General features: G+C 57.7%; 12 protein-coding genes. 10 read left to right on the top strand and 2 right to left on the bottom strand.

Features of this window, described 5'->3' with window-relative positions:
• The 5 genes from recG to ACTIE1_RS02300 all read left to right on the top strand — a co-directional run bounded on the left by recG (nt 1) and on the right by ACTIE1_RS02300 (nt 7,307).
• Nucleotides 1-2,091, top strand: coding sequence for an ATP-dependent DNA helicase RecG (gene recG / locus ACTIE1_RS02280; protein WP_439560551.1), 2,091 nt, complete (start codon nt 1-3; stop codon nt 2,089-2,091).
• A gap of 694 nt (nt 2,092-2,785) precedes the next feature.
• On the top strand, nt 2,786-3,805 hold the full coding sequence (locus ACTIE1_RS02285; protein WP_439560000.1) for an amino acid ABC transporter substrate-binding protein: 1,020 nt from the start codon (nt 2,786-2,788) through the stop codon (nt 3,803-3,805).
• Nucleotides 3,806-3,936: 131 nt separating this feature from the next.
• Nucleotides 3,937-5,190 (top strand): amino acid ABC transporter permease, encoded by a 1,254-nt coding sequence (locus ACTIE1_RS02290; protein ID WP_439560550.1) that lies wholly within the window; start codon nt 3,937-3,939, stop codon nt 5,188-5,190.
• 2 nt (nt 5,191-5,192) lie between these two features.
• The gene (locus ACTIE1_RS02295) at nt 5,193-6,491 is read left to right on the top strand and encodes an amino acid ABC transporter permease (protein ID WP_439559999.1); all 1,299 of its coding nucleotides are present in this window, start codon (nt 5,193-5,195) and stop codon (nt 6,489-6,491) included.
• A 12-nt stretch (nt 6,492-6,503) separates the two neighbouring features.
• Nucleotides 6,504-7,307: an amino acid ABC transporter ATP-binding protein gene (locus ACTIE1_RS02300; RefSeq protein WP_439559998.1), complete on the top strand. Its 804-nt coding sequence runs from the start codon at nt 6,504-6,506 to the stop codon at nt 7,305-7,307.
• Nucleotides 7,308-7,351: 44 nt separating this feature from the next.
• On the opposite strand, the gene hemP is transcribed toward ACTIE1_RS02300, so the two are convergent.
• A complete protein-coding gene (gene hemP, locus ACTIE1_RS02305) occupies nt 7,352-7,513 on the bottom strand; it encodes a hemin uptake protein HemP (RefSeq protein ID WP_439559997.1) in 162 nt (53 codons plus the stop codon).
• A 217-nt stretch (nt 7,514-7,730) separates the two neighbouring features.
• Here hemP and ACTIE1_RS02310 point away from each other — a divergent pair, with 217 nt between their 5' ends.
• The 5 genes from ACTIE1_RS02310 to ACTIE1_RS02330 all read left to right on the top strand — a co-directional run bounded on the left by ACTIE1_RS02310 (nt 7,731) and on the right by ACTIE1_RS02330 (nt 12,074).
• Nucleotides 7,731-8,711: a type I glyceraldehyde-3-phosphate dehydrogenase gene (locus ACTIE1_RS02310; protein WP_439559996.1), complete on the top strand. Its 981-nt coding sequence runs from the start codon at nt 7,731-7,733 to the stop codon at nt 8,709-8,711.
• Nucleotides 8,712-8,876: 165 nt separating this feature from the next.
• Nucleotides 8,877-9,083, top strand: a complete 207-nt coding sequence (locus tag ACTIE1_RS02315; RefSeq protein ID WP_277803547.1) for a cold-shock protein — start codon at nt 8,877-8,879, stop codon at nt 9,081-9,083.
• A gap of 184 nt (nt 9,084-9,267) precedes the next feature.
• Nucleotides 9,268-10,005 (top strand): HAD family hydrolase, encoded by a 738-nt coding sequence (locus tag ACTIE1_RS02320; RefSeq protein ID WP_439559995.1) that lies wholly within the window; start codon nt 9,268-9,270, stop codon nt 10,003-10,005.
• Nucleotides 10,002-11,528 carry a glucosylglycerol-phosphate synthase gene (gene ggpS, locus ACTIE1_RS02325; RefSeq protein ID WP_439559994.1) on the top strand — a complete coding sequence of 509 codons (1,527 nt, stop codon included), beginning with the start codon at nt 10,002-10,004 and terminating at the stop codon, nt 11,526-11,528. Before ACTIE1_RS02320 ends, ggpS begins: the two co-directional genes overlap by 4 nt.
• 177 nt (nt 11,529-11,705) lie before the next feature.
• On the top strand, nt 11,706-12,074 hold the full coding sequence (locus ACTIE1_RS02330) for a hypothetical protein (RefSeq protein ID WP_439559993.1): 369 nt from the start codon (nt 11,706-11,708) through the stop codon (nt 12,072-12,074).
• A 60-nt stretch (nt 12,075-12,134) separates the two neighbouring features.
• On the opposite strand, the gene ACTIE1_RS02335 is transcribed toward ACTIE1_RS02330, so the two are convergent.
• Nucleotides 12,135-12,836 (bottom strand): hypothetical protein, encoded by a 702-nt coding sequence (locus ACTIE1_RS02335; protein WP_439559992.1) that lies wholly within the window; start codon nt 12,834-12,836, stop codon nt 12,135-12,137.
• Between the last annotated feature and the right edge of the window lie 42 nt (nt 12,837-12,878).

Below are 12,878 nucleotides of genomic sequence, written 5' to 3' on the forward strand. Positions count from 1 at the left end.
ATGGCGGCCCGTCCCGAAATCCTGTTCCCGCTTTTTGCCGCGCTTGACGTTCTGGACGGGATCGGCCCGAAAACAGCCCGCAATTTCGAGGCGCTGAACATTGCGACACCGCGTGATCTGGCGTTTCACCTGCCGCATGCGCTGGTGGACCGCACGCGCCGCGAATCCATTCAGGGCATGGAGTTTCCCGGCATTGCCACTGTCGAGGTGACAGTGCTGGCGCATATGCCACCACGGACCCGTGGCCGCCCGCACAGGATCAGTGTGCGCGATGCGGCGCTTGAATTCCAGCTGGTGTTTTTCCATGCGCGTGGGGAGTATCTGCAAAAGCTGCTTCCGGCGGGACAGAAGCGGGTGGTTTCGGGCAAGCTGGAATTGTTCGACGGCATGGCGCAAATGGTGCATCCGGACCATGTTCTGCACCCTGACGAGGCCGACAGCCTGCCAGCGGCGGAACCCGTTTACGCGCTATGCGCCGGTGTCAGCCAGAAGCTGATGGGCAAGGCGGTTGGCGCGGCGCTGGCGCGGGTGCCGCATTTGCCCGAATGGATTGACCCTGCCCTTGTTGCCCGCGAAGGCTGGCCTGACTGGCACAGCGCAATTCACGCAGCACATGCGCCCGCGACCATAAATGATGTGCACCCCACGGCGCCAGCACGGGTGCGATTGGCCTATGACGAGTTTTTCGCCCACCAGATGACGCTGGCGCTGGCGCGGCAGCGCCAGAGGCGCAAGCCCGGCCGGCCCAGCCGTGGCTATGGCAGGTTGCAAAACCGCGTTCTGGCCGGTCTGGACTATGCGCCCACGGGGGCACAGCGCCGCGCAATTGACGAAATTGCCGCCGACATGGCGGCCCCGCAGCGCATGAACCGCCTGTTGCAGGGCGATGTGGGCGCGGGCAAGACGCTGGTGGCGCTGATGGCGCTGCTGGTCGCGGTCGAGGCGGGCGGGCAGGGCGTGATGATGGCGCCCACCGAAATTCTTGCCCGCCAGCATCTGGAAAGTTTGCAGCCGCTAGCGGATCTTGCGGGCGTGTCGCTTGCGCTTCTGACCGGGCGCGACAAGTCGTCCGAGCGTGCGCGCAAACTGGCGGCGCTGGCCAGTGGGCAGATACAGATTCTGGTTGGCACCCATGCGGTGTTCCAGAAAGGGGTCGAGTTTGCCGACCTTCGCCTTGCCGTTGTCGATGAACAGCACCGGTTTGGCGTGGCGCAGCGTGCGGCCCTTGCCGCCAAGGGGGTGGGGGCTGATGTTCTGGTGATGACTGCAACGCCCATTCCGCGATCATTGGCGCTGGCGCAATATGGCGACATGGATGTGTCTGTGCTGGATGAAAAGCCACCGGGGCGCAAGCCGGTTCAGACCGCGCTTGTCTCCACCGCGCGTATGGATGAGGTGGTCGAGCATCTGCGGCAGGCCATAGATGCGGGGCGTCAGGCCTATTGGGTGTGCCCGCTGGTCGAGGAATCGGAGCTGGTGAACCTGACGGCGGCGCAGTCGCGGTTCGAGCATCTGCGCGCCGCCTTGGGGGAGGGGGTGGTCGGGCTGGTCCATGGCCAGCTTGCGCCGCATGACAAGGATGCGGCGATGCAGGATTTTGTTGCGGGCCGCACCAAATTACTGGTCGCAACAACCGTGATCGAGGTGGGCGTGAATGTGCCCAATGCCACAATCATGGTGATCGAGCGCGCCGAGAGCTTCGGTCTGGCGCAGTTGCATCAGTTGCGCGGGCGCGTTGGTCGCGGAAGCGCCGCATCTACCTGTCTGTTGATATACGAGGCGCCGCTGGGCGAAACGGCGTCGCGCCGCCTGAAACTGTTGCGCGACACGGAAGACGGGTTCCGAATCGCCGAGGAAGACATGGCCATTCGCGGGGCGGGTGATCTTATCGGCACGGCGCAATCGGGGCTGCCACGGTTTCGTGTTGCGGATATGGAAAGACAATCCGCGTTAATGGCTGTGGCGCAAACCGATGTCCGCAAACTGCTGTCGGATGACCCCGACCTGCGCAGTCCGCGCGGGCAGGCAGTAAGAATTGCGCTTTGGCTGATGGAACAGGACAAGGCGGTCAAATACCTTTCTGTCGGCTAGGGCATGTTCCGCGGCAGCGCATTGCCCACCCCCGCCGGCATATCCCAAAAACCGACATCAGATAATCGACGTTCCTTGAACCCATTTTGTTCGCATTTGTTCTTGACGTGTTGCGGAACAAATGCGAACAAATGGTTAACTTATAGGATGGAGGGTGTGATGTTCTACTTTCAATCTAAATTTGACCGTCCCGCATTCTGGCAGGATCTGGCTGGCGGGATCGCGCTTGCAGTGCTGGTTCTTGCCATGCTTCACCTGCCGCTTTTTGCCTGAACTGCCTACGGGTCACTTTGCCAAGGTGTTCGCGCACCGTCCCGTGCCGAATTCCCCCTGACCCCACTTGCGCCGCGATGGAATGCCCATGCGCGGCGTTTTTTTATGCTGTGTGGACCGCGTTTGGCATTTGGGGTGCCTATGCGCCTGTCCCGCACAGTCGATGCACCAAGGCGTTGTTTTTCCCCCAAGATACAAAACTGTGCGAACCGGCGCGCCAGTCCATACATTGGCCTGCAAACTGGCCGGTTTTCAGGCAGTTGATCTGAATTGCGATCCATTAGACATTTACAGGCTTGACCGATTTGCGATTATCGGCGCAAACTTGCCGATAGTGAGGGTCAGAAATGGCTTATCCACTATACCCCCGAACAAACGTGGGGCAGACCGCCGCCAAGGCGGCGACAACAGAGAGGTAAACATGAAGAAATCAGTATTTCTCGGCGCTTTCGCCGCGACGTCACTTGTGGCAGGGCTTGCTCAGGCACAGTCCACGCTGGAAACCGTGCAATCCCGTGGAGAGTTGAACTGCGGCGTTTCCACCGGTCTGGCCGGTTTTTCTGCCCCTGACGGGAATGGCGTCTGGCAAGGGTTCGACGTGGCATTCTGCCGTGCCGTTGCCGCAGCGGTCCTGCAAGACCCGATGGCGGTGAACTTTGTTCCGACAACAGGGCAGACGCGCTTCTCGGCGCTTGCGTCCGGCGAAGTGGACGTCCTTGCACGCAACACCACCTGGACGTTCTCGCGCGATGTCGATCTGAACTTCACCTTCGTCGGGACCAACTACTATGACGGTCAGGGCTTCATGGTGACGCGTGATCTGGGTGTCAGTTCCGCGTTGGAACTGGACGGTGCGACCGTGTGCATCCAGACCGGCACCACGACCGAGTTGAACCTTGCTGACTATTTCCGCGTCAATGGCATGGCCTACGAGCCGGTGCCGATTGAAACCAACGCAGAAGCGCAACAGCAGTATCTGGCGGGTGCCTGCGACGTCTACACCACTGACGTTTCCGGTCTGGCCGCCACGCGCGCATCCTTTGCCAGCCCGTCCGACCATGTGATTCTGCCGGAAGTCATTTCCAAAGAACCGCTTGGCCCGGCAGTGCGTCATGGTGACGACCAGTGGGGCGATATTGTTCAATGGACGCTGTTTGCCCTGATCGCAGCAGAAGAACTGGGCGTCACATCCGCCAATATTGACGAGATGAAGGCCGGAACCGACAATCCGGAAATCAACCGTATGCTTGGCAGCGAAGGCGATCTGGGGTCAATGTTCGGTCTGGACAGCGAATGGGCTGTGCGGGCAATCGCGGCAGCTGGCAACTACGGCGAGATTTTCTCGGCCACGATTGGCGAGCAGACGCCCATCGGTCTGGCGCGTGGTCTGAACGCACAATGGACCCAGGGTGGCCTGCTTTACGCGCCGCCGTTCCGTTAACAGAACTGAAAACGCGCGCCCATGTGGCGCGCGTTTTTTCTGCAACAGTCCGAACTATGATATCAGCATGCTTTGGCTACGCCTAATCGCGCAGCCACTGACAGGAGTGTATTATGTCCACCTCTGATGATTTGCGCGTTGCGGCATCGGCCCCGAAACGGTCCTTCCGTTTCAGCATGCTGCTTTATGATCAGCGCTATCGTTCGATTACAATTCAGGTGTTTTTCCTGTTCATGCTGATGCTGGGTGCGGCGTGGTTGATTGACAATACGGTCAACAACCTGCGCGCATTGGGGCGCGATTTCAGCTTCGCGTTTCTGAATGCACCCGCTGGGTATGATATCAACCAGCGCCCGATTGAATATCACAGCCAGATGACCCATGGCCGTGCAGCGCTGGTGGGCTTCCTGAATACGATCATTCTTGCGGTTATGGCCTGTATTCTGGCGACGGTCCTCGGGGTTATCGCGGGCGTGTTGCGTCTGTCGAATAACTGGATCGTGGGCCGGTTGATGACGGTCTATATCGAGGTGTTCCGCAACATCCCGACGCTTCTGTGGATACTGATCTTCGGCGCGATCATGACCGAAGCCATGCCAGCGCCAAGTGCATTCCGCGGCGATGACCCCGCCGCAAGCATGCTGTTCAATGATGCGGTGGCGATAACAAATCGCGGCGTCTATGTTCCGTCCATCGAGTTCATGCGCGATCTGGGTGATGTGCGGCTGGGACCGGTTGCGCCATCATTGACATGGTTGCTGATTTTCGCAGTCATTATTGCAGGTATTTTTGCCAATAAGCGCCTGATTGATCATGCGACCGCCGTGCAGAATGCCACGGGCATCCGCCCGAAAACATGGTGGAAATCCATTCTGGTTCTGCTTGGCCCTGTTGTCGTCATTTTCATAGGCCTTGGGGCGCATCTGGATTACCCCGAATTGCGCGGGTTCAATTTCGCGGGCGGGACGCATTTGCGGAACTCGCTGATTGCGATGTGGCTGGGGCTTGGCATCTATACTGGCGCGTTTGTGGCCGAAAACGTGCGCGCGGGCATTCTGGCTATTTCCAAAGGGCAGACCGAAGCCGCCTTTGCCCTTGGCCTGCAACCGGGCAAGACCATGCGCCTTGTTATCCTGCCGCAGGCGTTGCGGGTCATCATTCCGCCGCTGATCTCGCAATACCTGAACATCACCAAGAATACCTCGCTTGGTCTGGCCGTGGGCTATATGGACCTGCGGTCCACCTTGGGCGGGATCACGATCAACCAGACCGGACGAGAGCTTGAAGGCATGCTGTTGATGATGCTGATCTATCTGCTGATCAGTCTGACAATATCAGGGGTGATGAATGTCTATAATGCCCGCGTCAAACTGAAGGAGCGGTAGAGATGAGCGATACACACGCACAGACCGTTGCCTATGTTCGTGAAAGTATGCTGCCGGAACAGGCCCCGCCCATTGCCGAAAAAGGCGCAATTAAATGGCTGCGCGAGAATCTGTTTTCCGGTTGGCTGAACACCATACTGACGCTGCTGTCGCTATTGACCATCTGGTATGCCCTGGCCGCTATCGGGCCATGGTTGCTGAACACTGTGTGGAACGCGCAGTCGCTGCGCGAATGCCGCGAGGTTCTGGACGGGGCAAGCGGCGCGTGCTTTGCGGTTATCAAGGATCGCTGGCACCAGTTGCTTTTCGGGTTCTACCCGCCGCAGCATTACTGGCGTCCGGTTCTGTCGCTGGTGTTGCTGTTCGTGGCGCTTGCACCGGTGCTGTTTAGCCAGTTGCCGCGCAAATTGCTGGGCTTTTCGGCGCTGTATCCGTTTGTTGCCTATCATCTGCTGTGGGGCGGGTCGGTCTGGTTGCCGGTTTCGGTTATTCTGGGTTTCGTGCTGGGCTATGTAGCCTTTCGCGTTCTACACCGGTTTGCGCCCCTGATCGCGATTGCCGGCGCAATTCTGGTTCCCGTGCTTTGGTGGATATTGTTCGCCGCTGGCTTCACATCTGCGATGACGTCCATTGCACCGATCGGCCTTGAATTTGTGCGTTCCGACAGGTTTGGCGGGTTCCTGATTTCGCTGGTCATTGGTGTGACAGGGATTTCGTTGTCGCTGCCCATTGGAATTCTGCTTGCGCTTGGGCGGCAGTCGGACATGGTGTTCGTCAAGTCGGTCTGCGTGATGGTGATCGAGTTTATTCGCGGTGTGCCGCTGATCACGCTTCTGTTCACGGCATCCTTGTTGCTGAACTATTTTCTGCCACCGGGCACCACGTTCGACCTGATCTTGCGCGTGATCATCATGGTGACGCTGTTCGCATCTGCCTATATGGCCGAAGTGATCCGTGGCGGGCTTGCCGCATTGCCCAAGGGCCAGTATGAGGCCGCAGACGCACTTGGTCTTGATTACTGGAAGGCGCAGCGGCTGATTATCATGCCGCAAGCGCTGAAAATATCCATCCCCGGCATTGTGAACACGTTTATCGGTCTGTTCAAGGATACCACACTGGTTGTCTTTATCGGCCTTCTGGACCCGATTGGCCTGTCAAATGCGATCCGTGCAGATACCGACTGGAACGGCATCTATTGGGAATTGTTCATCTTTATCGGGGCGTTGTTCTTCATCTTCTGTTTCGGCATGTCGCGCTATTCCATGTATCTGGAGCGCAAGCTGAAAACGGACCATAAGTAAGGGGGTCGCATCATGGCCGAAACGACACTTGAAATACCCGTTGATCGGGAAATCGACGCCAGCAAGATGCAGGTTTCTGACGAAATTGCGATCCAGATCACCGGCATGAACAAATGGTACGGGTCATTCCATGTGCTGCGCGACATCAATATGGTCGTGCATCGGGGCGAGCGGATCGTGGTTTGCGGGCCGTCAGGGTCAGGCAAATCCACCCTGATCCGCTGCATCAACCGTCTGGAAGAACATCAGGCCGGACAGATCATTGTTGATGGGACGGAACTGACAGGGGACCTGAAGAATATCGACAAGGTCCGGTCCGAGGTGGGCATGGTGTTCCAGCATTTCAATCTGTTCCCGCATCTGACAATTCTGGAAAACTGCACCCTTGCCCCGATCTGGGTGCGAAAAGTCCCAAAGAAGGAAGCCGAAGAAATTGCGATGCATTTTCTGGAGAAGGTCAAGATTCCGGAACAGGCGCTGAAATACCCCGGCCAGCTGTCGGGCGGCCAGCAGCAGCGTGTCGCGATTGCGCGGTCCTTGTGCATGCGCCCGCGGATTATGCTGTTTGACGAACCGACATCGGCGCTGGACCCTGAAATGATCAAGGAAGTGCTGGACACCATGATCGCGCTTGCAGAGGAAGGCATGACCATGATTTGCGTCACCCATGAAATGGGATTTGCACAGGCTGTGGCAAATCGCGTGATCTTCATGGATCAGGGGCAGATCGTCGAGCAAAACGAACCGAGAGAGTTTTTCAACAACCCGCAATCAGAACGGACGAAACTGTTTCTTAGCCAGATTCTGGGACATTGACCCGACACAGACTTGCAGGATTGGGGGCCGGTTCGGCCCCCTTTTCATTTGGTCAGGATCAGTTTTCCGGCGCGTGTGATGCGCAGCTGATAGGTTTTTCCGTCCAGCATTATTTGGGCAAGCGTGCCGCCACGCGTCAGGGAATACACGTCATGGACAGGGGGCGTGTGGGTCGGGTGCGGTTCAAAGCGGGTTATCGCATTCATGCGCAGGGCCTTTCAAAACTGTTGGATTCGGCACGTTTGCTGACCTTTGGGCTGGCTGTTGATGTAATAGATGACAAAAACACTCACCATTGTCAAATCCCGATTAATAAAGTCGGAAATATTTTGCACGCACATATGCCTCTGGCTTGCCCTTGCAACTGGTCTGAATTTCAGAACAAGTGCGCAAAGGCGGTATTGCGGCAGCTAGGGGGCGTTGATGGTCACAGTGGCGATAAACGGGTTCGGGCGTATTGGCCGGACTGTCCTGCGTGCGTGGCTGCAAGGGGGGTGGCCGGACGTCCGGATCGTTGCACTTAATGACATCGCCAGTGCGGCAGACTGCGCCTATTTGTTCGAGTATGATTCTGTATTTGGTCCCTTTCAGGGCAGTGTCGAGTTGCGCGACGGGGAAATGTGTGTTGCCGGACACCGGCTGCGGCTGACCCATGCCGCCGATCTGTCGCAGGTTGACCTGCGCGATGTTGACCTGATCATGGAATGCACCGGTCAGGCGAACACCCGTGATATTGCAAGCCGGGGGCTGCGGGCAGGCGCGCGCCGTGTCCTGATTTCCGGCCCATCTGATGCGGCACAGGTGACGGTCGTTCTGGGCGCGAATGAGGGCGCCATCAGGCCCGAGCACGACCTGATTTCCAACGCTTCCTGTACCACCAACGCGCTTGCACCACTTGCAAGGTTGCTGAATGACCGTTGGGGCGTTGAAACCGGCTTCATGACCACCATTCATTGCTATACCGGCAGCCAGCCCACCACCGACGCCCCGCGCGGTGATCCGGCGCGTTCGCGGGCTGCGGCGTTGTCCATGGTGCCAACAACCACCAGCGCGCAGCATTTGGTGGAACATGTCCTGCCTGCACTGAAGGGGCGCTTGCTGGGGGCGGCGGTGCGTGTTCCGACCGCGTCGGTATCGGCGGTGGACCTGTCGGTAACATTGTCGCGCAGTGCAACAGCAGATCAGGTGAATGACGCATTGCGCAGCGCGGGCGGGGTCATCGGTTGGACTGACCGCCCGCTGGTTTCAAGTGACCTGCGCGCCCGATCCGAGAGCATTGTCATGGCCTTGCCCGAAACCCGCGTCACCAATGGCGGTATGCTGCGTGTCTTTGGCTGGTATGACAACGAATGGGGGTTTTCATGCCGGATGCTGGATATGGCACAGCGGATATTCCCGATGTAACATCGATTTTTGTTGCATTTCGGGGTGTGATGCAGCAGATTGTTTGCGCGACGTTACCACTATCGACCACTGTTCTCCGACCTCGGCCACAGTCACTTCGATCTTGCACTGACTGAGCCGGGCTGCCGCATAACGTGGGCAGCGTAACTACTAGGAGACATCACTATGGCCAATGGCACAGTGAAATGGTTCAACGCCACCAAAGGTTATGGTTTCATCCAGCCCGAAGGCGGAGCAAAAGACATTTTTGTTCATATTTCCGCAGTTGAGCGTGCAGGTCTGCGCGGTCTGGAAGATGGTCAGAAAGTGACTTTTGATCTGGAAAAAAGCCGCGACGGTCGTGAATCGGCCTCGAATCTGGCGCTGGCATAAGCCATATCTGCCTGATTTATGGCAGGATAGTCTGGAAAACCGCCCATTTATTGGGCGGTTTTTGTTTTTTGCGGTGAAGTAGACACTGAATACCGTGGCTTTGTGGAAAACACACCCGCAACCCCACATCTTTATACACATGCTACATAACCCGATATGCAGAGCAACTGCAGAAAATTGCGATATGGTGCTTGCCACCGATCTGGACGGAACATTTTTGGGCGGTGCCGCGCCGACACGCAAAATCCTGTATGACTGGCTGCGCGCCCAAGCCCCCAAAACCCGCCTGATTTTCGTAACCGGCCGTGATCCTGATTTCATTTCGGCACTATGCGCGAATGGCGATGTGCCGGCCCCCGAATTTGTTATTGGTGATGTGGGCACCACCATCGGGCGGTTCACAGACGGGCGCGTGCACCCGATCGCTGAACTGGAAGCCCCGATTGCGCAGATCTGGCGCGATCATGGAACCGTTGTGCGGGAAAGGCTGCACGGCATATCCGGCCTGAAGCTGCAAAGCGCGCCGTTTCGCTACCGGCTATCCTACGAATATGACGCGGGGTTTGACCCTGACAGTCTGGCCGTCCTGCAAGGGCTGGATGTGGATGTGCTGGTTTCGCATGGCTGTTTTGTGGATATTCTGCCCAAAGGGATCAGCAAGGGCCCATCGCTGCTGCGGCTGATTGCCCATCTGGGTTTGCCTGCCGAACGGGTCCTTGTGGCAGGGGACACGCTGAATGACCTGTCCATGTTTCAGACGGGGCTGCACGGTGCCGTTGTGGGCGGGGCAGAGGCAGAACTGCTTGCTGCGACAGGCGGGCTGAACCGTGCATTGCATTGCGCCGAAGCGGGGGCCGGCGGAATAATTGAAGCTATCGGCGCATTCAACCTGCACCCAAACCCACCAAAGGTGAGCTTATGAAATCCGATCTTGTCATTGTCTATCATCGTCAGCCTTATGAAGAAGTGATCGAGGGCGGAAAGACTGTATACCGCGAAAATTCCAGCCCGAACGGCATTGTTCCGACCCTGAAGGGGTTTTTCGGGACGGCGCAGCACGGCGCATGGGTCGCATGGAAAGAATGCACTGACACATCAAACCCGGGATTCGAACCCGTCATCGAAATCTCGGACAGTTTCGGGACCTATACTGTCAGCCGTCTGCCCCTGACCAAAGAACAGGTCAGCAGCTTTTATCATGTGACGTCAAAAGAAGCATTCTGGCCCATCCTGCACGGGTTCAAGGAACGCTATAACTATGATCCTGTTGATTGGCCGACATTCCGGTCGGTCAACTGGGCCTTTGCCGAGGCAGCAGCCGAACAGGCCACCGACGATGCGGTGATCTGGATTCACGATTATAATCTGTGGTTGGTGCCCGGATATCTGCGCCAGCTGAAGCCAAATGCCACGATCTGCTTTTTTCATCATACGCCGTTTCCGGGGCCTGATATGTTCAATGTCCTGCCGTGGCGGGCGGAAATTATCGACAGTCTGCTGGCTTGCGACTCGGTCGGTTTTCACATTCCGCGCTATGCGCAGAATTTCGCAGCCGTGGTGCGCAGTCTGAAGGCCGCGCGACTGGTGGACGAAGTGCAGACGCCGCCGCGTATGCTGGCCACTGGGGGGGCATTGAATGACCGGCTGACCCCGCTTGAACTGGACGTGGACGGCAAGCGCACGCGCATTCATACCAACCCTGTCGGCGTGAATTTCGACCATATTCAGACCCTTGCCGCGAAGCCGGAAGTCCAGAACCGCGTGGACGAGATTCGCGCCGAGTTGAACGGGTGCAAGCTGGTCTTGTCCGTGTCGCGCACCGATTACACCAAGGGCAATATCGAACAACTAGAAGCGTTCGAGCGATTGTTGCAGCGCCGTCGTGACCTGCATGGCAAGGTCCGGCTGATGCTGGTATCGGTTGGCGCGAACCGGAACATGACCGCCTATGCCGAGGTGCAGGAGCAGATCGAGGCGCTTACAGGGCGCATTAACGGCACCTATGGCAGTTTTGACTGGCAGCCTGTGTCCCTGATTTCGCGTGCAATTCCGTTGGCGCAGCTTGTGGCGTATTATGCTGCGGCTGATGTGGCATCGATAACACCCTTGGCGGATGGGCTGAACCTTGTAGCGTCCGAATTCTGCGCGGCCCGCAAAGGGCGGGAATTTGCGTCACTGGTGCTGTCGGAATTTGCGGGCTGCGCGGTGTTGCTGGATGGTGCTGTGCCGGTAAACCCCTTTTCTGCGGGGTCAATGGACAGCGGTCTGGAACAGGCCCTTGCCATGACCGAGGAAGAAGCGCGCGCGCGCATGCAAGCCCTGCGCAGTTCCGCGCAATCATGGGATATTGCCGCCTGGACCCAACGCGAGATCGCGCATTTCCAAAGCCTGCGGCTGGAACGGCGGAATGCACCGCCGGTCCTTGATACCCCAAGCGCCGCCTGACACGAGTTTGCGTTAGAGCATGTCGCGTTCATTCGCATTCACGCGATATGCTCTAACCTATTGGCTTTGCATGTTCGAGGCGCTCAAAACCGGTTCCCACTTTTGAGCAACATGCACTAAAAAGTTAATATTTCTGCAAACAGATATGACGGAACATGATATAGCGCATGCGGCCCCATGATCGGGGCGAATGGTTTCTTGCTGCCGGACGTGCCTTTGGAAATGTCGGAAAGTTCGCTGACGCATATGACAGACGCCGCTGCGGCGGCGATCATGGACGCAGATCAGGCGCTGGACGCGCTGCCTGCGCTGCTGGCGCGTCGCTGGCCCACTGCGCCCGCGCTTGAAATGGTGCTGGCAATTTCATCGGCCTGTGATGCCATTGAACGCATGTATCAGGTTCAGGGCGTGTCTGCGGGGCGCGTAGAACAGGCGTGGGGCATTGCTGCGCTTATTGGCGCGCAAGTTTATGCCGCCCAAAGGTTAAACCAGCCCCATGCCACCGCTGCAGATTTATGCGCCTTCTGGTATGCGTCGTCATCCTGAGCAATCCATGCGCCCAACCCATGCGCCAAAGGGCGCATGGATTTATGATGTCGCAGCCGGTCAGGCGGTTTTGTCGGCTTTCGCCTCGTATTCGGCGGCTTCGGCCAGCCATTCGGCGGCATAGTCGACATTCTGCCATTCCTTGAACCATGGCCCGCCACGGGTATGGTGCACCGCTTGCGGGAACCCTTCGGCGGGTTTGTCATACCAACCTTCCAGCCAGTTCCAGCCAGTGGGCAAGGACCCGATTTCATCGTCCTGCGCCCATTGCATCCGGTGCAGATAGGCCCCGCTTTCGCGGTTCACCAGTTCCGGTGTCAGCTGTTTGGTGGAGGGGTGCGCGCAGTTCATCAGCATGAAGGATGACCAGTTCTTGCGCGGATAGGCCGATTGCGGCACGCCGTCCATCTTGGTGGTTTCTTTTGGCGTGTAGTCATGCTGGACGCACAGGACCGCATATTTCGGGTCCATGTATTGCTGCAATTCCGCGACATCGCCAAAGAACAGAAAATCGCAATCAACAAAGATCGCCCAGCCGTCATATCCGGCCAGATGTGGGACAAGGAAACGCGAATAGGTGAATTCGGTGGATGCCAGCGGGTCGATATCGCGGGTATACAGCCCCTGATCCACCAGATCCTGCAATTTGATCGGGATCACCTCGACCGGGATGGTGGCATGCTTTTCAAGCGATTGTTTTGCCACCTGATAGGCAATATCCTCTCTCGAGTCCCAGCCAATATAGACGCGAAGTTTATCCATGGATCATAATCCTTTTACATGTGCGCGCATCAGTTTGTATGT

The organism is Roseinatronobacter sp. (assembly GCF_051859525.1).
Taxonomy (GTDB): Bacteria; Pseudomonadota; Alphaproteobacteria; order Rhodobacterales; family Rhodobacteraceae; genus Roseinatronobacter.